The sequence below is a fragment of the Singulisphaera acidiphila DSM 18658 genome, assembly GCF_000242455.2.
Classification (GTDB): domain Bacteria; phylum Planctomycetota; class Planctomycetia; order Isosphaerales; family Isosphaeraceae; genus Singulisphaera; species Singulisphaera acidiphila.
Map to the genome: position 1 here is coordinate 4,533,461 of NC_019892.1, position 26,489 is coordinate 4,559,949.

The 26,489-nt window shown below is 63.5% G+C and carries 16 protein-coding genes; 5 read left to right on the forward strand and 11 right to left on the reverse strand.

Annotated elements, in window-relative coordinates; genetic code table 11:
- Window positions 1-110: 110 nt before the first annotated feature.
- The 6 genes from SINAC_RS17800 to SINAC_RS17825 form a co-directional block, all read right to left on the reverse strand.
- Window positions 111-1,340, reverse strand: a complete 1,230-nt coding sequence (locus SINAC_RS17800) for a heparan-alpha-glucosaminide N-acetyltransferase domain-containing protein (protein ID WP_026011965.1) — start codon at window positions 1,338-1,340, stop codon at window positions 111-113.
- 182 nt (window positions 1,341-1,522) lie between these two features.
- Window positions 1,523-2,581: a DUF1559 family PulG-like putative transporter gene (locus SINAC_RS17805; protein WP_015247016.1), complete on the reverse strand. Its 1,059-nt coding sequence runs from the start codon at window positions 2,579-2,581 to the stop codon at window positions 1,523-1,525.
- Between the two features lie 137 nt (window positions 2,582-2,718).
- Window positions 2,719-2,982 carry a hypothetical protein gene (locus SINAC_RS17810; protein ID WP_015247017.1) on the reverse strand — a complete coding sequence of 88 codons (264 nt, stop codon included), beginning with the start codon at window positions 2,980-2,982 and terminating at the stop codon, window positions 2,719-2,721.
- Between the two features lie 102 nt (window positions 2,983-3,084).
- A complete protein-coding gene (locus tag SINAC_RS17815; RefSeq protein ID WP_015247018.1) occupies window positions 3,085-3,699 on the reverse strand; it encodes a sigma-70 family RNA polymerase sigma factor in 615 nt (204 codons plus the stop codon).
- A gap of 231 nt (window positions 3,700-3,930) precedes the next feature.
- A complete protein-coding gene (locus SINAC_RS17820) occupies window positions 3,931-6,918 on the reverse strand; it encodes a serine/threonine-protein kinase (RefSeq protein ID WP_237722493.1) in 2,988 nt (995 codons plus the stop codon).
- A gap of 1,336 nt (window positions 6,919-8,254) precedes the next feature.
- Window positions 8,255-8,638, reverse strand: coding sequence for a hypothetical protein (locus SINAC_RS17825; RefSeq protein WP_015247020.1), 384 nt, complete (start codon window positions 8,636-8,638; stop codon window positions 8,255-8,257).
- A 100-nt stretch (window positions 8,639-8,738) separates the two neighbouring features.
- Here SINAC_RS17825 and SINAC_RS17830 point away from each other — a divergent pair, with 100 nt between their 5' ends.
- Window positions 8,739-10,130: an IS701 family transposase gene (locus tag SINAC_RS17830; RefSeq protein WP_015243925.1), complete on the forward strand. Its 1,392-nt coding sequence runs from the start codon at window positions 8,739-8,741 to the stop codon at window positions 10,128-10,130.
- A 330-nt stretch (window positions 10,131-10,460) separates the two neighbouring features.
- Here the strand turns inward: SINAC_RS17830 and SINAC_RS39940 are convergent, their stop codons facing one another.
- On the reverse strand, window positions 10,461-10,865 hold the full coding sequence (locus SINAC_RS39940) for an H-X9-DG-CTERM domain-containing protein (RefSeq protein WP_390553807.1): 405 nt from the start codon (window positions 10,863-10,865) through the stop codon (window positions 10,461-10,463).
- A 152-nt stretch (window positions 10,866-11,017) separates the two neighbouring features.
- Between SINAC_RS39940 and SINAC_RS17840 the strand changes: the two genes are divergently transcribed.
- The gene (locus SINAC_RS17840; protein ID WP_015243931.1) at window positions 11,018-12,163 is read left to right on the forward strand and encodes an ISAs1 family transposase; all 1,146 of its coding nucleotides are present in this window, start codon (window positions 11,018-11,020) and stop codon (window positions 12,161-12,163) included.
- Here the strand turns inward: SINAC_RS17840 and SINAC_RS17845 are convergent.
- Window positions 12,132-12,884, reverse strand: a complete 753-nt coding sequence (locus SINAC_RS17845) for a DUF1559 family PulG-like putative transporter (protein ID WP_237722492.1) — start codon at window positions 12,882-12,884, stop codon at window positions 12,132-12,134. The genes SINAC_RS17840 and SINAC_RS17845 overlap by 32 nt on opposite strands.
- 485 nt (window positions 12,885-13,369) lie before the next feature.
- Here SINAC_RS17845 and SINAC_RS17850 point away from each other — a divergent pair, with 485 nt between their 5' ends.
- Entirely contained in the window at window positions 13,370-13,528 is a 159-nt protein-coding gene (locus SINAC_RS17850; RefSeq protein ID WP_157579438.1) for a hypothetical protein, read from the forward strand.
- Between the two features lie 415 nt (window positions 13,529-13,943).
- Here the strand turns inward: SINAC_RS17850 and SINAC_RS17855 are convergent, their stop codons facing one another.
- The 3 genes from SINAC_RS17855 to SINAC_RS17865 all read right to left on the reverse strand — a co-directional run bounded on the left by SINAC_RS17855 (window position 13,944) and on the right by SINAC_RS17865 (window position 16,994).
- Complete coding sequence (locus SINAC_RS17855) at window positions 13,944-15,053, reverse strand: PDDEXK nuclease domain-containing protein (protein WP_015247021.1); 1,110 nt, start codon at window positions 15,051-15,053, stop codon at window positions 13,944-13,946.
- Window positions 15,054-15,130: 77 nt separating this feature from the next.
- Window positions 15,131-16,066 (reverse strand): glycoside hydrolase family protein, encoded by a 936-nt coding sequence (locus tag SINAC_RS17860; RefSeq protein WP_015247022.1) that lies wholly within the window; start codon window positions 16,064-16,066, stop codon window positions 15,131-15,133.
- A 121-nt stretch (window positions 16,067-16,187) separates the two neighbouring features.
- Window positions 16,188-16,994, reverse strand: a complete 807-nt coding sequence (locus SINAC_RS17865) for a hypothetical protein (RefSeq protein ID WP_015247023.1) — start codon at window positions 16,992-16,994, stop codon at window positions 16,188-16,190.
- A gap of 511 nt (window positions 16,995-17,505) precedes the next feature.
- On the opposite strand from SINAC_RS17865, the gene SINAC_RS17870 reads away from it, so the two are divergent.
- Together SINAC_RS17870 and SINAC_RS17875 are read left to right on the forward strand one after the other, a co-directional pair.
- Complete coding sequence (locus SINAC_RS17870) at window positions 17,506-19,152, forward strand: PfaD family polyunsaturated fatty acid/polyketide biosynthesis protein (RefSeq protein WP_015247024.1); 1,647 nt, start codon at window positions 17,506-17,508, stop codon at window positions 19,150-19,152.
- Window positions 19,153-19,546: 394 nt separating this feature from the next.
- On the forward strand, window positions 19,547-26,461 hold the full coding sequence (locus tag SINAC_RS17875) for a type I polyketide synthase (protein WP_015247025.1): 6,915 nt from the start codon (window positions 19,547-19,549) through the stop codon (window positions 26,459-26,461).
- Window positions 26,462-26,489: the final 28 nt, after the last annotated feature.

The following is a 26,489-nucleotide window of genomic DNA, read 5'->3' on the forward strand; positions in this document are numbered from 1 at the left end:
GAGCTATAGTGGCAAACTTCCGGACGATGGACGACGACCGAAAACCAGACTCAAACTTCATCTCAGCGGATGTTTGTCGAAGCGAGAAGCCGAAGGACTTTGCACAACTCTCAGAGCCGGATGAAAACTTTTTGGCTCTCTAGATACCGGACGAACAGGTAAGTGATCCCGAAAAAGAGCGCCAGCCCGGTGAGGCACCACCAGAGCGGTGAGTCTTGAGGGACGATCGTGAGGATCTGAGTCTCAATCATGTGATGAAGGGTATAAGCAGCCAACGCGTTTTGGCCGAAGGTGCGGAAGAGGCCGAGGCAGAAGCCTCCCGCGTCGCACGCGAGCACGAACAGGCCATAGACGGCGGATGCGAACCCGATCGCGAAGAGGATGAACGGCAGACTGACCAGGCGCTTATTCATCATCCAGTAGTTATGCGGCCGGTGCTCGGGAGGCGGTGGCTGCACGAACGGGGCTTCGGCCAGAAGCGACTGCAACGGACGACCAGTGAGCTTCTCAAACGGAGGCCAGACCGGCGAGGCGGCGACATGGCCCCGACCGGTTGCCGTCTCGCCGTCGGACAGCATCGAGAGACACGAGAGCCCGTACCCAAGCGCCATCAGGACGACCCCCCAGCCGAGCAATCGGGCCGTGAGTTTGCCGGGGGTCACAGCCGCCGCGACGTCATAGGCGAGCGTCCCCGCCAGCATGATCGCCCCCCAAGAGAGCAGACCGAAGAAACCGCCGTCCCAGGCGGTCGAGCCGGACGTTCCCAGCAGGTCGTCCAACCGGTTCGGGCGGCCGTAGACGAAGTCGAAATTGAAGGAATAGGAGAGCACCAAGTGCGCCCCGGCCAGGGCCACAAGCGTGACGGCTCGCACCCGCGGCCCAGCGGCAATCACCGGCATAATCAGCAACTGCACGGCGCCAATGATCGCGAGCACCTCCCAGAGGTTCGCCTTGAGCAGCTTGGCGAAAAATCCCTGGATGGCCTCCGGCGTCATCCTGGACCACGACTTGAACTCGCCGCCAAAGCCGTACATCATTAGCGAGAGCAACACGAGGCCGAGGCTCCGCCAGACGAACCGGCGATACATCGCGGCCGGGCCAAACTGGTCGAGACGTTTGAGCGCCGTGAGCCGGTACGAGAAACCGCAGGCGAACAGGAAACTCGGCATGATCGTGTCGGCATAGCTGAAGTAATTATTATTGTGCTTCAGCACCGGGTGGATCGCCTGCAGCCCACCAAGAAAGTTGACCACGCACATGCCCGCGACGGTGTAGCCGCGGAACTGGTCCATCGAAACGATCCGGCCCGTCTTCGTCCCTGCCGCCTCGCCGTTGCTCACGCGCACACCTTGCCTTTGCTTGAAGCCTTGTCTTTCTCTTCTTTTTTTGGAGGAGTGTCGCCCCGAGCGGAGTTCTCTCGAGCACCACATGGCGCGGTGCTCGCCAGACGAAAATCCCTCCGGGGCCGGTCGCATTCCGACGGCCTCGGAGGGAAGTGGCTGGATTCGCAGGTTTGCTCAGATCAATAGCCGTCGGAACTAATAACCTCACCGCCGTTGCGTGTCGAGAGTGCCTGGTAGACGCCGAAGTTCACACCGTTGAGGTTGTAGTTCGGATTACTGTAAGTAATCGCCTTCGGGTTCCACGAGTTGACCGAGTTCTTGATGAACTTGACCGAGCCATCGCAGAAGGAGAAATTCGCCCCGCCCGGGTGCATGCTCGCGAAGGTCATCGAAAAGTTGTCGCCACGTGGGAAGTACTTTGCAAGCTTGTAGCCGTCATCATTAGTCTGGAAGTAGTTGGGGGCGAAGAAACTCGACGCGGTCGTGTCGCCGTAGTCGCCCGAGGTCCACCAGTTGGCCCCGTACATGTCGTCGGCGTTCAGGCCGGAGGTGGAGATTCGTGCGTGGGCGTGCTCGCCGAAGAGGAAGGTGTTGCTGGTCCCATCTGTGATGTCGGCCAACCGGGTCGGAGAGACGCTCGGCCGATTATCATTGCAGCAGCCACCGATGTAGGAGAAGATCCCCTTCATCTGGGCCATGACGTTCGTGTCGCCCACCCCGTTGGTGTAGTAGACGAGCGGCCCGAGGTTGCCCGCGTAGCTGGCGTAGGTCATCGGGACAGGGGCGCCCTCCCAACCGTCGCCGGGCTTGCCGGGCCAGCGAAGGCTAGAGATCACGCCGTCACTCGGGCACCACAGCGCGCTCAGGCCAATACCGTTGGTCGTGCTGTTCTGCCAGATGTAACACTGCAGGCTTGAATTGAACGTGTTGAAGATGTTGGCCTGTTCAATGAACTGGGTCAGCGCCAGAAAGGGGCCGAAGTTCTGGCGGATCGTGTCGCCATTGGAAGCGCGACCGCGGTGGTCGCCCATCGGATAGGTGTTATAGCTGCTCTCGTAGTTGGCGGTGGCCAGGGCGAGTTGCTTCAGGTTATTGACACAGCTCGCACGTCGCGCAGCCTCTCGAGCGGCTTGCACAGCAGGGAGTAAGAGCGCGATCAGGACCGCGATGATGGCGATCACGACGAGGAGCTCGATCAGCGTGAAGCCTTCTCGATTCCGTCGAAATGTAGTGTGCATCGTCCAACAACTCCTCTGGCGGCAGAAATGAAAGAAAAGACTAAAAACTGACTATTCGACGGCAAATTCACGAGGGAAGAATTGATGAAGGAACGGAGGCCACGGTCGGAGCGGCCTGAGTCAGAAACAGGTCAACTTCAAGATTGAGCGGCCAGGCGTTTCTTCGCGCGACGCTCCCGGAGGTCATCAAACGCCTCGCCCTTCCCCTTGGCCTTGGCTTTAACCTGGGGTGGGTCTGAGGACACAGGTATTGTGAAGGCGGCCGGCGGCTTCGGCGCTTCGGACCCGCAACCCGGGGTCAGCACGAAGCAGGTGGCCAGCAGGAAGCCGACGGCGAGGCCGTTCGTCTTCCAAGCGTGTTGGGGGTTCGGATCGAGTTTCATCGCAGCACTGGGTCTCATGGTACGGGCCTGCCGGTGGCCATCCAAGGTTACCGCGGGCCGGGAATTCGGGATCAAACGCCGAAATGAATCGAGATTTGACGGCCAGGGCGATGGGCATGCTCACGCCGGATCGCCCATCTGTTCTCTCATGCGGATCAAGGCCCGGAGCAGTCGCGACTTCACGGCTGGTTCGCTGATCTCCAGCATGGCGGCAATCTCGGCAGTGCTGAGCTGCTCGAGGTGTCGCATCACCAGTACCTCCCGATCGCGTTGCGGAAGAATCGCGAGAGCTCCCTTGAGCCGCTCGTGCCTCTCCTGGCGCATCAGGTGGTTGCTTGGGCTAGTATCGGCCGCGAACATCCTCCGGACAATCTCGTCAGCCGAGGCATCCGGTAGACCACGATCTTGCTGTTCCAGCGTGACACTCCGACGCTGGGCAGTAACATGCCGGCGATGAGTATCGACAATTCGCTCTTCGGCAAGTTGTCGAAGCCAGCCATAGAAAGGAATCGGCCGCTCCCGAAGGTAGTCGTTCAGTCGCCGGGCCGCCTCGACCAGGGTCTCCTGGACGACGTCCGAAGCGTCGACGCGGGCAGCCAGACGACGGTCGAGCCGCACCGCGACCATCCGCTTTAGATAGTCACGGTAACGCTCCAGGAGATTTTGCCGGGCTGCCTCATCCCCCTGATTGGCACAGTCGATTAACTCATGCGTCCTTGAGAGCAAGTCGGTCATGTTCGTTAACCCCTCCCAATCTTTACCCCGCAGGGGCTCGGCGGCGGATTCGAAAAAAAAACCGGGACGTCGCAATATTTGTCCCCGACAAGCGAATGACCCCGCTCTCGGCCCTTCCGGACCGCGCGAGTCGGCAGGCCCAACGGCCTGCTCCAGGACCGGCGAGCACCCCGCAACCTCAGCCTCCCCCCCCAATTCATACTTACTTGCGTTTCGGATCCGCCGGTCGGCTCACGGGGCAAAGGGCGATTCGGGGAACTGGAGGTCGAGCAAAAGCCTCTGGAAATCATGACGCGATCGGAGTGAGTCGAGGCAAGGGTCGGTCCGAAGGGAGTCGACCGATCGATAGCCTCGGGAGATGGCCCGGAGCAACGCCTCCATCGCCCGATCCGCCTGGGCCTCGCGCTCGGCCGGCCGGGTCAAGGGAACGAGCCGGGACTCGGTCCGAGCCAGGGCATACAAACTGCTGATCCCAGGGACCATCCGCCCGAGCAGTTCTCGGGCGCTGGAGAGTTCACGCACCGCATCGTCCGACCGACCTGAGTCTTGGTAGGCGACCCCGGTCCACAAATAGTTTTCGGCCAGATCCGCCTGGTAGGCGATAAAGTCGGGGTGATCGGCAATCAGTTGCTTGAGAGTCTCCCGCGCCCGGGCCAGCGACCGGATCGCCTCGTCCCGACGACCCAGCTTGGCCTGGGCCGCCCCCAACACGTCGTAACTCTCCGCAACCGCGCGCTGATAACTGGAGACGGCGGGGAAGTCTCCCGCCACTTTCTCCAGGATCGACAAGCTCCGCTCCAGGTGCGGCAGTCCCTGGGACGGGCGGCCCGCGTCGGAGAGGAGTCGGCCGGTATCCGTCTCGACCTGCCCCAACCGCCGACGGTAGATCGCGATCTCGGGATAATCGGCCGCCAGCCGGTCGAGGTGGGCCGCGGCCTGCTCTTGCGAGTGAAGCGCCTTGGTGACCTGTCCCGCGTCCGCCTGAATCTCCCCGAGCTGGCCGTAATTCAGGGCCAACTGGTTCCGGTACAAGGCGTGATCGGGATGCTCGACAACCAGTCGTTCCAGAATGTCCCGCTCTCGTCCGAGGGACCGCAGCCCCTCGGCGATCCGGCCGGTTCGGGCCCGTGCATAGCCGATCTCACCGGCGGCGGCGGCGACCGCGAACCGGTCGTCGGCATCGTCAGGGTGTTCGGCTAACAACGCCTCACAGAGCTCCAGTGACCGCTCCAGGGAGCGCTGCCCTTCGGACTCCCGGCCGGAGGTATAAACCTCGAGCTTGCCGATGAAATCGAGCGTGGAGGCCAGGTCACGGCGAAGGCCCGAGTCAGCCGGGTCGGCCCGCACCAACACCTCAAGAATCGCTCGAGCCCGCTCCAACGCCTCCAGGCCCGCGCTCCGGGATCCGACCTCGACCGCGATCCGCCCCACCTGCCGATACACGGTCGCCAACTCGACCCGCGTCCTGGGACCGTCCGCTTCCTCCTCGATCGTCGCCTGCAACCGCTCATAGAACGACAACGCCGTACCCAGCAACCGCTTGCGAAGCGACGCCATTTGAGGTTGCAGGAGCAGAACGTCCTGGCTGGCGCCAGTGTAGTACTGCTCGACCGCCTCCCGGGCCAGGACGAAGCGGCGTTGCGCCTGCTCACGGGCCGACCGTTCATGGGCGTTGGCGATGAGCAGAGCCTTGTTGGCGCGGGACTCGTTGGCGAGCGCCTTTTCCGACCTCCGTTGTGCCTGGGCCATGAGATTTTTCTGGTGGACCGCAACCCTCCAGCTCCAGACGACCCCGATGAAGCCGGCGACCAGGGCGGCTACCAAGGCCATGGCCAACCCCGCCGTCAACGGCCGACGCCGACACCACCTCCAAGCCTGCTTGAGCGGCCCGGTCGGGCGGGCCGCGATCGGCCGACCCTTGAGAAACCGCCTCAGGTCATCGGCAAAGTGCTGGGCCGTCACGTAACGCCCCGTCGGGTCCTTGCAGATCGCCTTCGTGATGACCGTGGCCAGGTCGACGGGCACCGCCGGACTGTGCCGGCGGATCGGGACCGGATCCTCTTCGATCACCCGGCGCAAGATTTCCTGACGGTCGGTGCCAGTGACGAACGGATGCAGGGTGAGCAACTCATACAAGGTCGCGCCCAGCGAGTAGATGTCGGTCCGGCGATCGATCAGCGCCCGCTTGGCCAGGGCCTGCTCGGGACTCATGTACCGCAAGGTTCCGAGCACGTCGCCGGTCAGCGTCAGCCCCGTATCCCCGGGGCCGCGGGCCAGCCCGAAGTCGGTTACCCACAAGACCCCCCGGCGGTCGAGAAGTAAATTGGCCGGCTTGATGTCGCGGTGGAGGATGCCATGCTCATGGGCATATTCCAACGCTTCGGCCGCCTGCACGCCGAGGCGGGCCACCGTGCGCGCGTAATCCCAACCGCGTACCGAGGCCTCGGTGAGCGACTTCGGGCGTCGATTCGGACGGCTCGCCCCAACCGTGATGTCGGACACAGGGAGCTCAGCAACGGGTCCAACGTCGGATCCGTCGTCCTCCCCCTCAACGTCTGAGGGAACGAACCACCCTGACAGCAGACCGCGCGCCAGGGAGCTGATACCACCGGACCGGCTCGCGTTCGGAGGATCCTCGACGCCCAGGTCCTCGAGCCGGCGTAATTCCGCGATCAGTTCGGCGAGGCTAGCCCCCTCAATGAAGTGCATCGCGTAATAGGGAACGTCACCGAGGGATCCGACCGCGTAGACCGGTACGATCTGCGGGTGCTGAAGCCAGGCCGCCGCCTGCGCCTCGAGCTGGAACCGCTGGAGCGCCCGCGGATCCATCGCCGCCGCCAGCGGGAGCACCTTCAAGGCGACCCGGCGGCCCAGCGAGATTTGCTCGGCCTCATAGACAATCCCCATGCCCCCACGGCCGACCTCGCGAAGGACCCGGAAGTCACCGAGGATCCGCTCCCCTTCGATCGCCCCCCCCGAGCCGCTCTCTGCGACGACGGCTCGCCCCAGCTCGGCCATCTCTCGCAGGATCGGCATGAGGTGGCGAATCGAGTCCGCCCACTTCGGATACCGCGCAGCGTAGTCCTCGAGGTCGACGATCTCACCGTCCTGCAAACGCCCCGTAATCTCTTCGGCCAACTCGGCCAATTCCGGAGGCAGACCAGCCCCCGAGAGGTACGAGTCGGCGGGGGCGAACGATTTCGGTCTCGCGGGTCCCAACGCAGGCGGATCCGGCCGCGAGAGCGATCCAGCCTGTGGCAAGGCCTCCCCGATCTCATGTGAGTCCGTGGTCGCGGCGACTTTGAACGGATCGGGGTGGTTTATCACCGGAACCTCGCCATTGCCGGGCGGGCCATCGAACCCGAATGAACCTGGTTTCCTTGACGAGCGGACTGACGAGATCAGGAAGCTTCAATACCGGTGACCCGAGTCTCCTCGACTCCCACCCCGACAGCGCTGACGCGAGGAATCCGCGATGATCCTCGAAACGCCGGCAGCGCAGAAGGAACACGTCCTTAAGAAGCCATCGGGGTCGATGATGATGCGACGGTAGTCATACACGTTGCGGCAGTCAGGCCCGACCGGGCCAAGCCGATCGCCTCATTCTACCCGCTGCCACCAACCGAGCGAAAGGTGATCGATTCCAAGCACCAGCCCTCACGGTGAGCGTCTTAACAGCAGTTGGTGAAGTCTTTGAACGCACGAAGGAAATAGGCGACAGCCAAGGAAGACCTGACCTCGAAAACGGTGGCCACAGCCAAGCCACCTGAGATCGAGGCGGAAATCACGGGTGACGAGCCGGCCCCATGAGGCCGTCGCCGCCCAAAAAGCAGCGATTTGCCGGCCCGCCTCACCACGACGGACGCCCCTCACCTCATCGACGACCATGGAGTGAGGAAAACCGACAAGAGCCGAGACGCTCCTCTCGACTCCAGACCTCGTCCTGAAGCCCAAAGCAAGACCAGCAAGTCGTCGTCGCACGGGTCCCGATCACCCAAATCCCCAACCTTACGTTGAAAAATATCAGCATCCCCGTGTTACTTTGCGTTAGTTTTTTCTCGTCATTAATCGATTAAAACTCAACCCTGGATCATCTACAATCATACGACCAGTTCGGCCCGCCGCAACCGTTTCCTGGGCCGCTCGATGCGGAGTGTACTCATGGAGACAACCACCGACGTGTCCACAATTACTGCGGTGAGACGTTAGGCAGGCAACAAAGGGGGGGCGAAGCCGGGAGCCGAACGGCAAGAGGCCGTGCAACATAAGCCAACAAGCACAACAGCTTTCACATTTAAAACACAATTCTAAAGTAGCTTGCCATCAGTCGCTCCACTCCTCAATTTCGCATTTTTCCCGACGACCCACGTCGCGCATTACAGGATCCAGATCACGGAGGCAGATTGGTTCATGGCGGCGTACTCCTTTTGCCTTGCTGGCAAGTCTTGGGGTAGGTGAAACTTCACCAAAGGGTACGCCACCCGTTTTCCTATCCTCCATCGACGACATTCGACAAGACTTCCACCCCTCGCTCGCATTCTCTCGGCGGACCGGATCAGGGGAGAAAGTCGATGTTCTGCGTATTCTCCCCAGGCTTGAGATCGACGGTCTTTTCTTCGTATTCCAAACCGACGATGTCTTTGCTGCGAGCCTTGTTCTGGGGAGGGGAGACGCTCACGATGTTCTGGCCCACGAGCGTCGTGAGCGTGTAGCTGCCATCCTTCGCGATGGGAGCATTGCGTCCGCCCACCTTGCGGTTCAAGTTGCCCGGGTTGAAGTGGACCTCGCCCCCCCCAAGCGGCTTGCCGTGAACTTGAATCACCCCCTTCACAGTAGTTTCTTGCAGCGAGCTTTCGGCATAGGGAGTGCCTGAGTTACAGCCTCCGAGGAACAGACCCATCACAGCGACACAGCCGCCAGAAAAACACAGAATCCTCATATTCGCAGACCCTTTAGTACTACAGCGCCAAGTTGTAGCGTCTTGATCCGCCGGCCATTGCGAAAGTATGCTTGCCTTCATGGTTTATGGAGGTACGAGCATGGATATCCCACAGATTCGCAAGCTCAAGCCCGCGCTGAAGAAGTTCCTCAAGCGGTTCGATGACTGCTTCCCGCGCAAAGACACGCGGGCCCATCTGCCGGTCTACGTCTCCGGCCAGCTCTCGGATATCCCCGAGAAGAGCGTGGAACCGATTGCCATTAATGCCGGCGTGCCGGTCAGGACCCTGCAGGAGTTCCTCAGCCAGCACTGTTGGGACCAGGACCGGACGCGCGACCGGCTCCAGCACATCGTCCGCGACGAGCACGCCGGTCCCCACGCGATCGGCGTCTTCGATGAGACGAGCGACGTCAAGAAGGGGGACAAGACCCCCGGCGTGCAGCGGCAGTGGTGCGGTTCCGTCGGCAAGAAGGAGAACTGCATCGTCACGGTCCACCTCGCCTACGCTCGTGAGGGCTTTCACTGTCTGCTCGACGGCGAATTGTTTCTGCCGGAATCCTGGTCCCTCGACCGCGCCCGCTGCCGCGAGGCCGGCATCCCCGACGACATGGTGTATCGGCCCAAGTGGACGATCGCCCTGGAACTCTACGACCGCGCCACCGGCAACGGCCTGCACTTCGATTGGATGACTTTCGACGAGGGCTACGGCGGCAAGCCCGAGTTCCTGCGGGGACTTTCGGCCCGTCGCCAGAAGTTCGTCGGCGAGGTGCCGCGGAACTTCATGGGCTGGATCAAGGCACCGCGTGTCGTGACCAGGAAGTACCGTAAGCACGGGCGGGGCCGCGGCCGCAAGACGCCTCGCCTGGCGAGCGGCAGCACACCGGCTCGGCGGGTTGATGCCATGCTCGATCAAGACGGGTTTCGCAACCAGCCCTGGGTCCAGTGGCGAGTCAAGGATGGGCACAAGGGGCCGATGGTCTGGGAAGTCAAGCACCTGCGGTTTTCCCCCGTGGGCGCCGACGGGTTACCGGGAGAGCCGCTGCACCTGGTTGCCGCCCGTGACGTCTTGAACCCGGCGGAGTTGAAGTTCTTCGTCGGCGCCGCCCCCGAGGAGACGTCGGTGCAGGTGCTGTTGCTGGTCGGGTTTTCGCGATGGCGCGTCGAGCGCTGCTTCGAAGACCAGAAGTCCGAGATTGGACTGGATCAGTATGAGGGCCGCCGCTACCAGGGGCTCAAACGCCACCTGATCCTGAGTTGCCTGAGCTACTTGTTCCTATCGCGGATGCGACAGAAGTTCGGGGGGGAAAAATCCGGGTCTGACGGAGTGCCAAGTCCACAGTGCGATGGCGGCGCTGATCCCGTTCTGGTGGTTGGGGCTGAGTCCTCCGCGAAAGCTTCTGGAGCGGACCTCCGAAGAGATCGAGCGGGCGCAGCGTCGAAACGCCGTGGCGCAACGGTGCCACACCAAGCGGACAAGGCGAAAGTTGCATGAGATGGGCATCAAACTTACAGGGTTGCCCCAATGCAAATGGGATACGACTTAGCGCTGTAGTATTAGCAAGGACTATTAAAAGTCAAAAAGTCAAGCATGCTCTTCGGACCCCGTAAGGGCGATCGTCAGCGCCAGCCTTACGCGTTCGACGGTCGCTCCTGCCGGGGCTGCTATAGTCCCACTCTCCTGGAGGACTTTATGTGCATGAATTTTCTGCACTGGTCATGATCTTCTTTCTTGACTCGACCCCTCGGAAACCCGTGATCCCGGAACGAACAAAAACGGGTTTCCGAGAGTCCAGTTGATTCGTTGAGCCGACAGCTCAGCCAATCAGAACGAGTCGGCCGAGATGACCTCGCCACCGGCCTTGGTTCCAAGGGCCCACCAGACCGAAATGTTGATGGTCTGCTTAATAAATTGGACGTGTCCGTCGCCGAAGCAGACGTTGACCCCGCCGGAATGGCGGCTCCCGGCCGTCCAGGCGCCAGAGAGGAGGCGTCCGCCCGTGCCGTCAATGCACGACCAAGTATTGGGAGCCATCACATGATTGTAGGTCGTTCCATAAGGCATAATGGCGAGCCACCAGTAGCCGCCGACTGGGCCTGAGGGTCCCCAAGGTGGTGTCGGACCGCCCGCGGCCTGACCGGCAAGCGCAACCTGCGGGCCCCCTGCACCGATGCAGAGAGACCGGTAGTACGCAGCCCCCGAGGTGAAGGGCGCCGGGGGCGCGACCAAGGACGGATCAGGGCCAGCGCGTATAACTGTGCGGCCTGAGTAGTCTGGCGCGACAGACCGTGGCTCGTTATCTTTGAATCGGTCCTCGTGAATCGGCTTACTGCACTCCGGGTGTGCGGAGGCCGACACCGACCGATCCCAGGATGCCTCCCATGGCCAAGCCCGTCGATGTCGGCTCCATCGGCTCTTATTTCGAATCGCTCTCCGATCCCCGCCACGCACGCAATCGTCGGCACTTGATGGTCGATATCGCTGTCATCGCGGTCTGCGCCGTCATCTGCGGATGCGATGGCCCTACCGCCATTCATCGCTGGGCCAAGAATCGTGAGTCCTGGCTGGCCCTGCATCTGGCCCTGCCCAACGGCATCCCCTCACGGGATTGCATCCGACGCTTGCTCATGGCGCTGAAACCCGAAGCCTTTCAACGCTGCTTCCAGGACTGGATCTGCGACGCGATCCCCGCCGACACTGAGAACTCCCGCCGACACGTCGCTATCGACGGCAAAGCCTGTCGCGGATCGCACGATGCGGCCAAAGGTCTTGGCAATCTGCACATTGTCAGCGCCTGGGCCAGCGAGCAGGGCATTGCGCTGGGTCAGGTGGCCACCGACGCCAAGTCCAACGAGATCACAGCCATCCCAAAACTTCTCGAGCAGATTGACCTCACGGATACGCTCATCACGATCGACGCGATGGGCTGCCAGAAAGCGATTGTCGAGCAGATCGTTGACGGTGGCGGCGACTGCGTGATCGCCGTCAAAGACAATCAGCCGAAGCTCGCAACCGCGATCCAAGCGTTCTTCCTCGACCACCTGGAACGCGATCTCGAGGACCTCCACTATCGATACGACGAGACCCGTGATGCCGGGCACGGCCGCATCGACGAGCGTTCCTATTATCTGGTCAAGGTGCCGACTGATTTCGCGCCGCTGAAGGATTGGCCCTGGATCAAGGCAATTGGCTATGCGGTGCGAATCACGCAGCATGCCGATGGGACGGAGTCGGACGAGGTGCGTTACTATCTCAGCAGCCACTATCTGAGCGGCAAGCGTTTCGGCGAAGCGGTCCGCGGTCACTGGAGTATCGAGTCGATGCACTGGGTGCTCGATGTGAACTTTCGCGAAGATGAGCACCGCACTCGCGAGCGGACTTTGGGGAACAACTTGAGCTGGCTTCGGCGGTTCGCCGTGACGCTGCTGAAGCGTCATCCCGACAAGGATAGCCTACGTGGAAAGATGATGTCCTGTATGATTAATACGGACTACCTCACGCAAGTCCTTTCACTACAGCGTGTTTGATATGCGCTGGCCCTGAGGACGGATCGAGTTGGGGACCGTTTGTTGCCGAGTCCACGGCGTTGTCGCCAGGATAGGTCGAGGTCAGGACTGCGATGGACGTGGCGCTGGGGGTCATCGTGTCCAGCGCGGAGTTGTTCGCAGTGCCGATCCCCTTGACCCGCTCGCTGAAGGCCGCCGTATTGCTCAGGCCATCGGTAACGTCGGCGACCCGGACGATAGGCTCACCCGGACCGTTGCCGGGCGCGGGATTGGGGATGCCCACAAAGCCGAAGATCCCGTCCGGAGACGCGAGACCAAAGCCCGCGGGCGATGCTCCAAAGCTAGTGGCATAGCTGACGGTTCCGAAACCCGCCGTCAACCGGTCGACGTCGGAGGGGCAGTTGAGGACATCGAGTTTCAAATACTGGGCCGTCGAGTTCTCGGCACTCGGCTTCGACGTCGCACGGCCCGTGTTCGCAAAGTTAAGGCTATTGAAAACAACTGACTGCTCGAACATGTTGAGCAAGAGCGGGAAAGCTCCCCAATCGCTACTGCTAAAGCCCGAGTGCCCCCAGGGAAACGACCCAACCGACGATTCATAGTTGTGCATCGCCAAGCCCAGTTGCTTGAGATTGTTGACGCACTGGGCGCGACGTGCGGCCTCACGCGCCGCCTGAACGGCTGGCAAGAGGAGGGCGATGAGAACCGCGATGATGGCAATGACCACCAAGAGTTCGATCAACGTGAATCCTCGGGGTCGGTGATGTGAATCTCGCTCCCCCTTCGTTTCTTCCCATACTTCCATAGAGTCCGCTTCCCTTTGTTGAAGACCATCTCGACCGCGAGCAGGTTGCCCCCACCATCGGCGATTCATGACGCCCCTTGCCCCGTATTCCCCTGCGCGCAGAGCCGCAATCGCTTCGGACACGAAGCGGACAAGAACAAGAAGACGAAAGAAATCCTCGCACTCGACCAGACGAAAAGTTATCGACGAGAAGGAGTTCGCGCCTCGCACTCAATAACGTGCGTCTGACACGCTCGTCAATATTAAACGTGATCGATTGGCCGGAAACGAGAATTCGATCATGGACGCCCCCACGGATGGTACGACTCCATTAAGCTCCACAGACTTCTCATGATCTTGTTCGCATGAACAGTACAAGCAAAACCGACACTCCTAAACTCACCTTCGATTTTGCCTCTCCTGGAAATGGAACACCCCTCGGTTTGAGTGATCCGACCGCGAGGCAGAACGAAGCCTGGGAGAAGCAGGCGATCCTCGTACCTTCCACGCCGACAATCTCCACGACGGCGATCGGCGGATCAATGGGCGATCAGCGCATCGTTACAACCAGGAACGACTTCGCGATGCGATCGGCGACATGACCTGGCAGACAAGCTGCCCAACCGCAGCATTGTCGATTTGCGTAAAACGGGATCGCAAGCGGGGAGCTGCGTGAGAAAGGAAGGAGAAGGCCCGTGAGGCGAGTTGGATTGGCCATATGAACCCTGGCCGGGATCTTGCTGAACTCCCCAGTCGTTCCTCGATTGAGAAATGACCTGGACAGAGTGTCGAGCTCTGCGGCAACGCGACCCGAGCGCCGCCCCAAAGACCAAGACCGAAGGAAGAGGCACGATACCGCTCTATTTTCCCTATCGGGATTGGCACCAGTACATCAAATCGCCTTATCTATACAAATATCCAGAAACAGTCATCGCCCACCCTCGAAAACTCCATTTTAGGCGAAAGTCTAACCTCCAAAAGAAAGTACCAGACTCGTTTCGCACACACGATCTTGAGTTATTTTTTCTTTCGAGGCGACCTTTCAGCATCACCCTCTCCGCTCAACTCGGCCTCGATCTCCTTCAGGCTCGGCAGGCTTCCCTTCAGGTCCTTCGGTAGCGACTCGACGAGCTTCGTCACGTAGCTCGAGACGCCCACTGGCTTCAAAAGGTCACGCAGTGCGTACTCAGCAACCACCTTGTTCTTCGATTTACAGAGGATGATGCCAATCGATGGCTTGTCATCCGAGTGCCGCAGCAGGTCGTCCACCGCCGAAAGGTAGAAGTTCATCTTCCCGGCATACTCCGGCTTGAACGCGCCTGCCTTGAGTTCGAGTACCACATAACAGCGAAGCTTCAGGTGGTAGAAGAGGAGGTCGATGACAAAGTCCTCCCCACCGACTTCGAGCCGGTATTGCTGGCCGACGAAGGCGAAGCCGACCCCCAGCTCGATCAAAAACTCCCGGATGTGCTCGACAAGCCCGCGCTCGATCTCCCGCTCCTCGGCGTCATCGGTGAGCATGAGAAAGTCAAAGCTGTAGGGATTTTTGAGGACTTCCCGAGCAAGGTCGGACTGCGGGGCCGGAAGCGAGCGTTCAAAGTTCGTGGTGGCCTGGCCCTGGCGCTTGTGGAGAGCGCTCTCGATCCAGTGCACAAGGACGTTGCGGCTCCAGCCGTTTTTGATGATCGCCCGAGCGTACCAAAGCCGTTCCTCCTGACCTTTGACTTTCTCCAGCAGGGTCAGGTTGTGGTACCAGGTGATTTGTGCAAGCGCCTCTTGCACAATTGCCTCATCAGGCCAGGCCTTGGCGAAGGACCGCATGTACTTGAGATTCCGCGGGGAGAACCCCTCGATCCCGGGGAACTCCCGCCGCAGGTCGGCGGCGAGTCGGTCGACAACCTTGGCTCCCCAGCCGTGCTCCTTCTGACGGGAGAGGATATCCCGGCCGATCTGCCAGTAGAGAAGGACCAGTTCGCGGTTAACGGCGACCGCCGCCCGGACCTGTGCCGTCCGGATCCGCTCCTTCAACTCCCCCAGGAACGATTCGTAATCCCCGGAGATCAGGGGGCCCGCAGCCTTCGCGGGCCTCGGGCCCGGTTTCTTGTTCCCGCCGCTCTTCCCGGCCATGACGATTCTCCGTGTCCCCGAGTGGCCGAGATTCCCCAAAAAGGGCAGGACCGAATGGAGCGTCGCTCTTCCTTGTTTTAAGGTTTTGCCGGAACTTCTTTGGGGTTCTCGAACACGCGCACGTCCGGGTGCATCGTATAGAGCCGATCGCCGCCGGGGCCGGTGACGAGGATGGAGCTGGAGCAATTGTTCTGGATGATCGGGTTGCCGGAGTACTTCTCCCAGTGGACCAGGTCGCGGGAGCGGGCGATATTGGTGGTCCAGTCCTTCTTCCAGGGGCGATGGGCGTTGGCGTGGTAGAACGCGTAGTAAACGCCGTCGCGCTTGATGATCTGGTTCACGGCCACGGCCTCGCGGTCGTACGGCCACGGACCGCAGGCGAGAACCGGGCTGTCCTTGACGTTCGTCCAGACGAGACGATCCTGGGAGGTGGCCAGCCAGACCCCTCGGTCACCGCGCTCGTAGAAAAGATACCAGGTCCCGTTCTCGAACCAGACGGTCGGCGTACCATAGGGGCCGCGAGGAATCGGGGTGCCGTCGACCTTGCGGACGTCGAGTGCTCCCAGGTCGGTCCAGTGGATTCCATCGGGGGAGCTCATCTGGTGGGCGATGTCGTCTTTCCCTTCGGCGAAGAGAAGGTAGCGGCCATCCTGGCGCACGACGCAGACATCCTCGACCCACGACTTCGTGAACAGGGGGTTGGCCGAGTCACGGGTCCACTTGATGCCGTCGGGCGAGGTGGCATGCCCCAGGAACTTGGTCGGCGACCGGTCGTCGTTATAGCCGGTGTACCAGAGGTGAAACGTGTTCCCCTCGACCAGGATGTCCCCCCGTTCACGGATCTTCTGGTCCCAGGCGTCGTCCCCAGCCCCTTGGAAGACCGGGTTGGCCGCGATCGGCGACCACTCGACGAGCGACCTGGGAAACTCCTCGGCACCGGCCAAGCCAGCGCTGATCGCAAACGCGAACGCGAGGCAGAGCGCCCCCGACCGGACGAAAAAGGGAAAACGCATCGATCACAGTTCCCGAGGTGACTGCGAGGGGCGGATCCCCGGGAGGGAGGACCGATACACCTACCCAATCAGACCAGGGCCGCCGCTCAACTCAACCGGCTTGCGTCCAGCGAATGAATCATCAGGGAGCGGGAGAAAACTCTTTGAACGGAATCTTCTTGTAGAGCACCAGTTGTGACAGGACAAGAGTCTTCGCATTCCGGTCGGTCGAGGTGAGAAAGACGGAATCCCCGGACTGAGCAAACGTAGGGGTACCGCGAGTCACCTGGCTGATACTCATGTTCCCCGCGTTATCGGGAAAGATCCTGACGACGTTATCACCGGGCACGCCGATCCGGACCGGGTTGATCCCCAGCACGTTGCCCACCGCATAGAACTGTCCCGGGATCCCGTTCTCACCGGGATTGATCGGATAGGCCCAGCCGTAGAGCGTGTTCTGACTGGCGATATCAAAACCGTTCATCATTCGGTTGAACGTCGGGTCGATCGTGGTGACCACCCGATTGAACGGCAGCAAGCTCTTATAAGTGGGCTGAACCAGGGTCTGGTCGCTCCCCTCGTAGACGTCAATATGGGTCGTGCTGAGCGACATCGAGCCCAGGTCATCCCCCGTGGCCTCGACTAAAGACTTGGGGGACAACTCCCCGAGAATCGTCGGCCAACGAACCAGGAACTGATTGATCGAGTCGGCCGCGATCGGGAACTGCTGCCCCTGGCTGTTCTGGACCACGATCCAGCGCTCGTTGGCGAAGATAACCTCGCCCCAAGCGCCCGGAGGCGGAGGGGGAGGCAAAGGGACGAGTCCACCTGCCGTCAGGTTGTTCAACGGACCAGGAAAGGCTTGCCCCCAGGCCGCCAGACTCGGGACGGCCACAGCCCCCAGCAGTACCAGGCCGATTCGAGTCCAGGTCCCCACGCGGATCTTCATGGTCCCTTCCCTCCGACTTGGTTCGAGATCATGGCCCCGATTTGGCGACGCACCGAGCCCAGGATCCGCATGTCGCCCAAACCCATGTCATTTCTTGATTCTATCCGATTGTTCGCCGGGAATCGAGGCCCGATCCCAGGGCCCAAACCCGGCCGCCACGCCCGCTCGGCGCCACACCAAAGGAACTCGACATCGGATCAGGGGTGTTCCCACGCCCGATGACTTGATGTAAAAGAGTACGGTTTATCAACCGACCCCGCTCCGCCTCGCTCTCCCGACAAGTCGACGAAAGAACACAAAGGTGATTTTTTGAGTGACTAGGCGAGCGGCTGCTGGGTTTTCGTCCATTGGAAAGGTTCGCAAACGCTGGAGCTTTTGCCGTTCCTGGTTCGACCTGCCTAGTCCGGCCACTGATGCGACTAGCCCCGAAATGGCTTCGGGGATTTGAACCCAACATTCCACAAGCTGGGTCTTTGGGGAAAAACGGTCGGCGCTGAGGCGCGGACGTTGTATGATCGGCTCTTTTCTTTCCAGAGGGGTAGAACGGCCCGTGGTGATTCCCGCGACCTACGAAGAGACACTGGAACGAGCTCTCTGCCGGGTCGGCGACCCGTTCCTGATTATGGAACGGGAGGGTAGCCACGCGCTTTTGGAGTGGGACCTGGCAGCCTGGGAAGGTCCCGGCGGGGAGCGGGTGGCCGGCGTTCTGCCATCCTGCCGGCCCGAGGATCTCGGCGACGTCTCGTTCCGCGAAGCGCATCGGCTCCGCTTTCCTTACGTGGCGGGAGCGATGGCCAACGGCATCGCGTCGGCCGAGATCGTCGAGGCGATGGGCCGAGCCGGGATGCTCGGCATCTTCGGCGCGGCGGGCCTGCCGCTGACAGCCGTCGAGGCAGCCATCGACCGGCTCGAGCGGACCTTAGGACCCTCGATCCCGTACGGGTTCAACCTGATCCATAGCCCCAACGAGCCCGAGCTCGAGGCGGCGGTGGTCGCGCTCTACTTGAAGCGCGGGGTCAAGCTGGTCGAGGCGTCGGCCTACCTGGACCTGACCTTGCCGGTGGTTCGCTACCGGGTCCACGGCCTCCGGCTCGACGGGGCGGGGCAGGTGGTGGTGCCTAACCGGATCATCGCCAAGGTGTCGCGGGTCGAGGTGGCCTCGAAGTTCCTGGCTCCACCACCGGCGAAGTTCCTCCGGGAACTAGTCGCCTCGGGCGAGATCACCAGCGAACAGGCGACCTGGGCCGCGCGGATCCCGATGGCCGATGATGTGACGGCCGAGGCAGACTCGGGCGGGCATACCGACAACCAGCCGGCCATCGTGCTCTTGCCGACGATGCTCGCCCTCCGCGACCGGATGCAGGCGGAACACCGCTACGACCGACCGCTCCGGATCGGCGCGGCGGGGGGAATCTCATCCCCTTGGTCGGCCGCAGGGGCATTGGCGATGGGGGCGGCCTACCTCGTTACCGGGTCGGTCAACCAGGCCTGCGTCGAGGCAGGAACGTCCGACCCTGTCCGCAAGATGCTTGCCGAAGCCAGGCAGGCGGACATCGCGATGGCCCCGGCCGCCGACATGTTCGAGATGGGGGTCAAGGTCCAGGTCTTGAAGCGTGGCACGATGTTCGCCATGCGGGCCGGCAAGCTCTTCGAATTCTACCGTGGCTACGACGCGATCGAGCAGATCCCCGCCGCCGACCGCGCGATGCTCGAGAAGAACTTCTTCCGGGCCCCGTTGGAAACGATCTGGGACCAGACTCGGGCCTACTTCCAGACCCGCGACCCGGCCCAGATCGAACGGGGTACGCGCGATCCCAAGCATAAGATGGCCTTGATTTTCCGCTGGTATCTCGGCCAATCGTCGCACTGGGCCAACGCGGGCGAGCCCACGCGCGCCGTCGATTACCAAATCTGGTGCGGCCCCGCGATGGCCGCGTTCAACGACTGGGTTCGCGGCTCGTTCCTGGAGCGGGCCGAGAATCGCCGGGTGGTGACTGTGGCCCTGAACATCCTCTACGGCGCGGCCGTCCTGATGCGGGCCCGCAGCCTGGGGGGGCAGGGGATCGCGATCCCGGCCGGTACGCCCCGCCTCGTCCCCCTCGAACTCCCGGAGCTCGAAGATCGCCTGAATATCCACGTTGCACGAGAAAGGGCCTAACGCATCCTCATCCCCATGCCTCTTTTGTTTTTTTGCGTGCGTGGGGATGCCCTCACCCGACGCCCCGCGTCGCGGCCCGGGGGAAACCGTTTCCGAAGTTCTCCCCGCCGAGAAAAAACGCTTCTACTATCGTGAATCAATCGACTGGAAGGCAGGCCGAGCCGTGCCAGTGGGGCAATGGCGGACCCGATCGAACGTTTTCAGATGAAGAGGTGTGAGGGACGAAGGATGAGCAATTAATCATTACCCATCCGCACGAGAGGGCTCATGGCCCTTCGACGTCCATCACCCCGCACCCGTCAAGGGACAAAGGGATCGGAGCCGCTCACGCGGTGAGAACTCGCCACGGACCACCTAGCTAGCCAACAGCGTCGGCGCGAAAAGGGGAAGTCACTTGAATTCGTCGGTCGATCCAACCCAACCGGTGCCGGTGGCGATCATCGGAATGGGCTGCCTGTTTCCCAAGGCCGAAGATCTGTCGCGCTACTGGGCCAACATCCGCGATCGGCTCGACGCGATCACTGAGGTCCCGCCCACCCACTGGCGACCCGAAGACTACTGGGACGGCGACCCCAAAGCCCCCGACATGACCTACGCCAGGCGCGGCGGCTACCTCGACCCAGTCGACTTCCCCGCGCTCGAGTTCGGCATCGCCCCCAATAACCTCGAGGCGACCGACACCACCCAACTCCTCGGCCTCCTGGTCGCCCGCGAAGCGCTCAAGGACGCCGGCTACGGACCGGGCCGGACCTTCGACCGTAACCGGGTCAGCGTAATCCTCGGCGTCACCGGCACCCTCGAGCTGGTGATCCCCCTGGGCGCCCGGCTCGGACACCCGATCTGGAGACGCGCACTCAAAGCCGCAGGGGTCGCCGACGACACCGCCGAAACGGTCGTCCAAGGGATCGCCGACTCCTACGTCGCCTGGCAGGAGAACTCGTTCCCCGGCCTGCTCGGCAACGTCGCCGCCGGCCGGATCGCCAACCGACTCGACCTGGGAGGCACCAACTGCGTCGTTGACGCCGCCTGCGCTAGCTCCATCGGCGCCCTCCACCTGGCCGTGCTCGAACTCGCCTCCCGCCGCTCCGACATCGTCCTCACCGGCGGCCTCGACACGTTCAACGATATTTTCATGTACATGTGCTTCAGCAAGACCCCCGCGCTGTCGCCGACCGGCGACGCCCGGCCGTTCGACGCGGCGGGGGACGGCACGATCCTGGGGGAAGGGCTGGGTATCCTGGCGCTCAAGCGGCTGGACGACGCCCGCCGCGACGGCGACAAGATTTACGCGGTGATTCGCTCGGTCGGCACATCGAGCGACGGTAAAGTCGGAGCGGTCTACGCACCCAGCTCGGCGGGGCAGGTCAAGGCGCTCAACCAGGCGTACGAGTTGGGCGAAGTCTCACCGGCTTCGATCGAGCTGCTCGAGGCGCACGGCACCGGGACCAAGGTCGGGGATGCGGTCGAAATGGCCGCGCTCAACGAGGTCTACCGCAAGGCCGATGCCGAGAAGACGTGGTGTGCCCTGGGGTCGGTCAAGTCACAGATCGGCCATACCAAGGCAGCGGCGGGGGCTGCGGGTCTGATCAAGGCCGCGCTCGCCCTGCACCACAAGGTACTCCCCCCCACGGCGAAGGTGACCGCGCCGATCGCGGGGGCCGCGCCGGGGACGTCGCCCTTCTACATCAACACCGAGGCACGCCCCTGGATGCCGCGTCCGGAACATCCGCGCCGCGCGGCCGTGAGCGCCTTCGGCTTCGGTGGCAGCAACTTCCACTGTGTCCTCGAAGAGGCGGAGGCCGAAAAGCAGCAGATCGACTGGGATGGCGACGTGCAGATCCTCGCCGTCTCGGCCCCTAGCCAAGACAGCCTGCTCGACGCACTCAAGGCCTGGCCCCGCGACCTCGCCTGGTCGGCCTTGCGGGTCGAGGCAGCCCGCTCGCGGGCTCGGTTCCAGAGCGACGCCCCTTGTCGGCTCCTCCTCGTCGTCGAACGCGACAAGACCGACCTGGGAAGCGTGCTGGAGCAAGCCCGCTCCCTGGTGGAGCGCGGACCGCAGAGCACGCGTCGCTCGGAGAACGGCAACGGCACGGCTCACGCCCGCCCCCCCGAAGGGATCTTCTACGCAACCGGTCCCGTGGCCGGGGGCTTGGCGATGCTCTTCCCCGGCCAAGGAGCGCAGCACGCGGGGATGCTCCGGGGCCTGGCTTGCCGGTTCCCGCAAGTCCACGACGCCCTGGCCGAAGCCAATGGCCTCCCCTTGGATGACGGCCGGCGACTGGTCGACCTCGTCTTCCCGCACCCTGCTTTCTCCGACGCTCAGGCTGAAGAGCAGGAGATCGCGCTCCGCGCGACCGAGGTGGCCCAACCGGCCCTGGGGGCGATGAGCCTGGGCGTGCTCCGGCTCCTCGAACATTTTGGGATTCAACCCGACGCGGTCGCCGGCCACAGCTACGGCGAGCTCACCGCGCTCTGCGCTGCGGGCCGCTTCGACGCCAAGGCGCTCGACGCCTTGTCGCGGCGTCGCGGGCGGCTGATGGCGGACTACGGCGGAGCAGGGGAGGCGGGGGCAATGCTGGCCGTCGCCGCGCCGCTCGACCGGATCGAGGCGGTCGTCCGCGACGCCGGGCTCGACGTGGTGATCGCCAACAAGAACGCGCCCCGGCAGGCGGTCCTCTCCGGCCCCGCCGACGAGATCGCGCGGGCCGCTCGGTTGTTTGCCGACCTGAAAATCACCGCGCGCCCCTTGGCCGTGTCAGCCGCCTTCCACAGCCGGTTCGTGGCCGAAGCCCGTGAGCCCTTCCTCGAGACGCTCCGCGCGGTCCCGTTCACCGCGCCTCGAATCCCGGTCTACGCGAACACGACGGCAAGCCCCTATCCGGACGCCCCCGACGCCGCCCGCGACCTGCTCGCCGGGCAACTCGCGCAGCCGGTTGAGTTCGTCGCCGAGGTCGAGGCGATGCACCGGGCGGGCCTTCGGACGTTCCTTGAGGTCGGGCCCGATGGCAAGCTCACCGGCCTGGTCCGCTCGATCCTTGAAGGCCGCGAGCACACCGCCTTGGCGGTCGACGCCTCTCGGGGCAAGCGAGGACATGTTTATGACCTGGCGCTGGCCCTGGCACAGGTCGCCGCCCTGGGACACCCGGTCGCGCTCTCGCGGTGGGACGACGGCGTCGACATCAGCCCGCAAGCCGCTCGCAAGCCGAGCCTGACCGTCAAGGTCTGCGGCGCCAACGCCTCGCCCACGCCTCCGACTCCGCTCGCGACCAAGCCCAAGCCGCGGCCGGCCTCCACGCGGCCCGCGACCCCCTCAGTCCCTGCTGCGTCGGGTTCTTCGCCCGCGCCGACGCCTCCTGCTCGGATCGTTCAGTCGACGCCTGCCCCCGTCCCGGCTCCCTCGACCAACGGTGGCGCGACGGCCCATCACGGACGCAACGGAACGCACCTCGATCATCCCATGAATCCAACGAACGGCACCCATTCGCCCGCGCCAACCTCCGCGCCACAGCAACAGACACAGGTACAACCGACCCCCTCACTCCGGTCGAACGATCCGGCCATGCTGGGCCAGGCGCTCCGCAATGCGCAGGACAACCTGGTCGCGCTCCAGAAGCTCGGCGAACAGACCTCGTCGTTGCACCGGCAATTCCTCGACGGCCAGGATAAGGCGCAGCGCACCTTCCAGACACTCCTCGAGCAACAGCAACGGCTGACCTACGCCTCGCTCGGCCTGGTGGACCTCACGCCCACCCCTCCGGCCTACCAGCCTCGCACCGAACTTCCTCGGTCACGCGATACCCAGGTGAGCGAACCCGCAACGCCTCGGTTCCACGCTCAGCCAGAGCCCCAACCGGTGCCTCAAGCGCGGCCGGTCATCGCTCCGCCCCGTCCCGCCCCACCGGTCCAAGCCGCACCGACACCAGCCCCGGCTCCGACGCGGACTCCCGTCGCGGCACCGGCACCGACACCTGTGGCCGTCGCGGTCCCCGCGCAGGTCGATCGCATTCAAGAGGTCTTGCTCGCGGTGGTCTCGGAGAAAACCGGCTATCCCGCCGAGATGCTCGAACCCGACATGCTCCTCGACGCCGACCTCGGTATCGACTCCATCAAACGCGTCGAAATCCTCGCCGCTTTGCAGGAACAGCTCCCCGAAGCGCCCGTCGTCAAACCAGAGCACCTTGGCACACTCCGAACACTCGGCCAGATTGTCGACTTCCTCGGACAAGGCGAAGCCACGGTTGCGACCCCTAGGGGCGTTGAGGAGGCGGTCGCAACTTCCCCTTCGTCGGACATGGTTCGAGGGGTCCTGCTCGCGGTGGTCTCGGAGAAAACCGGCTATCCCGCCGAGATGCTCGAACCCGACATGCTCCTCGACGCCGACCTCGGTATCGACTCCATCAAACGCGTCGAAATCCTCGCCGCTTTGCAGGAGCAACTCCCCGAAGCGCCCGTCGTCAAACCAGAGCACCTCGGCACGCTCCGAACACTCGGTCAGATCATCGACTTCCTCGCCGTCCCGGTGGCCGTCGCGCCCTCGGTGGCAGGCTCGCAGGTTGCCGACACCGCTCCCGCAGCCGCCCAGGTCCAAGAGGTCTTGCTCGCGGTGGTCTCGGAGAAAACCGGCTATCCCGCCGAGATGCTCGAACCCGACATGCTCCTCGACGCCGACCTCGGCATCGACTCCATCAAACGCGTCGAAATCCTCGCCGCTTTGCAGGAGCAACTCCCCGAAGCGCCCGTCGTTAAGCCCGAGCACCTCGGCACTCTTCGAACACTCGGCCAGATCGTCGACTTCCTCTCGCCTCCCGCGACTGCGACTGCAACGGCGGTTGCGATTGCAACCCCGGTGGCCAAGAAAGCATCCAGGCCTGCCGAAGCGCCGGCCAAGATCGAGCCGACTGCTCGGCCCGCGATTCAGCGGCTGGTTGTGACCAGCGTGCCGCTTGATTCTCGCGAAGAGAACGTGGCGATCCGGGCTGGGGGAGAATTCTGGATCGCTGGCGAAGACCGTGGCCTCGCCTCGGCCCTAGCCGCCCGGCTGATGGGGATGGGCTATCATCCTCGCCTCGTCGATCGCGCGGAGATCGAGACGGCGACTCCTCCGACGAAGCTCGACGGCTTGTTGCTCCTGGGGGCGACGGAGGATGAGGACGGCTCGTCGATCAAAGAGGCGTTCCGACTGCTCCGGACCTGCGCCGGCAGCCTGAGGCAGGCCGGTCAGAACTCGGGGGCGGTGCTCGCGACCGTCACGCGGCTCGATGGCTCGTTCGGCCTCAACGGCTTGCCCTCCGCCTCCGGCTCCGCCGTTCCGACCGCGGGCGGGCTGGCAGGGCTGGCCAAAACGGCTGGCCACGAATGGCCCGAGGTCACCTGCAAGGCAATTGACCTCGATCCCAGGGTCGAGAGCCCGGACGAGGCGGCCACCCTGCTCCTCGCCGAAATCTTCCAGCGCGGGCCGGTGGAAGTGGGCCTCGGGCCGGACGGCACGCGCATCACCTTGCAGCTCGTCTCGCGCGACCTGGCCGGCACGGCGAGTTCTGAAAGCTCAGCCGAGCTCAATCCGAGCGACGTGGTGATTATCACCGGAGGAGCCCGGGGGATCACCGCCGAAGCGGCCGTGGCCCTGGCCGAAGCATTGCAGCCGACGATCGTGCTGCTGGGCCGCAGCCCCGAGCCGGTCTCCGAGCCCGACTGGCTGGTTCCGCTCGCCGACGAGGCCGAGATCAAGCGGGCCCTGGTCGCCCGCGCCAACGGCCACGCAACTCCGCAGATCATCGGGTCCCAGTTCCGCGACCTCTCGGCCAACCGCGAGATCCTCGCCAACCTCGCGCGGATCGAGGCCGCCGGATCGCGCGTGGTCTACCGCTCGGCCGACGTCCGCGACGCCGACGCGCTCCGCGCTCGGCTCGACGAGATCCGCAACGAGTTCGGGCCGATTCGGGCCTTGATCCATGGCGCAGGGGTGCTTGCCGACCGCCGGATCGAGGACCAGAGCGACGAGCAGTTCGCGACCGTCTTCGACACCAAGGTCGCCGGCTTGCATGCCTTGCTCGAGGCCACGGCGGGGGACGACCTCCGCGTGCTTGCCCTCTTCTCCTCCTCCACCGCCCGGTTCGGCCGGACCGGGCAGGTCGCCTACGCCGCCGCCAACGAGATCCTCAACAAGTGGGCCCAGCGCGAGGCGCGCGACCGACCGTCGTGCCGCGTCGTCGCGGTCAACTGGGGCCCCTGGGACGGCGGCATGGTCACGCCGTCGCTCCGCCCCCTGTTCGAGTCGGAGGGGATCCCGCTGATCCCGCCGCGCGACGGGGCCCGCTACCTCGTGGAAGAGATTCGATCGACGACCGACCGACCGGTGGAAGTCGTGGTTCTGGGACCAGGGGAACGGAAAGCAGAGGGGCCGCCCCACAACGGGAATGGAAACGGGCAGCAGGCCGCCGTGACCCCCGGGCACGCCCCGATCTTCGAGCGGACGCTGGACCTGACGACGACCCCCATCCTCGGGGCGCACGTGATCGACGGCCGGCCGGTCTTGCCGATGGCGCTGACTCTCGAATGGCTCGCCCAGGGGGCCTTGCAACGGAACCCGGGGCTCGTCTTCGCCGGGATCGACGACCTCCGGCTCTTCAAGGGGATCGTGCTCCGCGACGATCGCCCGGAGACGATTCGCGTATTCGCGGGCAAGGGGGTCCGTGACGGTTCCTCCTACAAGGTGGCCGTCGAGGTCCGCGGTACGTTGAGCGATGGCCGCGAGATCACGCACGCCAAGGGCGAGGTGATCCTGGCCGACCGGCACACCCAGGCCCAGCCTTCGATCGAGGAGCGCAACCTGCCTCCGCTGGCGGCCGGAGTGGCCGAGCTCTATCGCGACGTCCTGTTTCATGGCCCCGACCTGCAAGGGCTGGAGCGGATCGAAGGGTGCGACGAGTCGGGCATCGTCGCCTCGGCCACGACCGCGCCCTTGCCGCAAGCCTGGCTCGATCGGCCGCTCCGCCAGGCCTGGGTGACCGACCCCTTGGCCCTCGACTGCGCTTTCCAGATGTTGATCGTCTGGAGCGTCGAGCGGTTCGGCGTCGGTTCGCTCCCCACGTTCGTCGGCAACTACCGCCAGTTCCGCCGCGCCTTCCCGACGGACGGGGTTCGCATCCTCACGCGAATCACCGAGGCCGGAACCCATCGCGCCCGCGCCGACATCGAGTTCCTCGACGGGGACGGCCAGGTCGTCGCATACATGGGAAACTATGAATGCGTAATCGACTCTTCCCTGAACCAGGCGTTTCGGCGCAACCAGATGACCCCGATCGGCTAAAGCCGTAAGCCCCTCGTCTTGTAGGGGA

What these genes read in the sequence shown, in the direction of transcription:
- SINAC_RS17865 (WP_015247023.1), bottom strand. Translation starts at nt 16,994, where the DNA reads ATGAAGATCCGCGTGGGGACCTGGACTCGAATCGGCCTGGTACTGCTG.
- SINAC_RS17815 (WP_015247018.1), bottom strand. Translation starts at nt 3,699, where the DNA reads ATGACCGACTTGCTCTCAAGGACGCATGAGTTAATCGACTGTGCCAAT.
- SINAC_RS17855 (WP_015247021.1), bottom strand. Translation starts at nt 15,053, where the DNA reads ATGGCCGGGAAGAGCGGCGGGAACAAGAAACCGGGCCCGAGGCCCGCG.
- SINAC_RS17830 (WP_015243925.1), top strand. Translation starts at nt 8,739, where the DNA reads ATGGATATCCCACAGATTCGCAAGCTCAAGCCCGCGCTGAAGAAGTTC.
- SINAC_RS17810 (WP_015247017.1), bottom strand. Translation starts at nt 2,982, where the DNA reads ATGAGACCCAGTGCTGCGATGAAACTCGATCCGAACCCCCAACACGCT.
- SINAC_RS17805 (WP_015247016.1), bottom strand. Translation starts at nt 2,581, where the DNA reads ATGCACACTACATTTCGACGGAATCGAGAAGGCTTCACGCTGATCGAG.
- SINAC_RS17840 (WP_015243931.1), top strand. Translation starts at nt 11,018, where the DNA reads ATGGCCAAGCCCGTCGATGTCGGCTCCATCGGCTCTTATTTCGAATCG.
- SINAC_RS17870 (WP_015247024.1), top strand. Translation starts at nt 17,506, where the DNA reads ATGATCGGCTCTTTTCTTTCCAGAGGGGTAGAACGGCCCGTGGTGATT.
- SINAC_RS17825 (WP_015247020.1), bottom strand. Translation starts at nt 8,638, where the DNA reads ATGAGGATTCTGTGTTTTTCTGGCGGCTGTGTCGCTGTGATGGGTCTG.
- SINAC_RS17860 (WP_015247022.1), bottom strand. Translation starts at nt 16,066, where the DNA reads ATGCGTTTTCCCTTTTTCGTCCGGTCGGGGGCGCTCTGCCTCGCGTTC.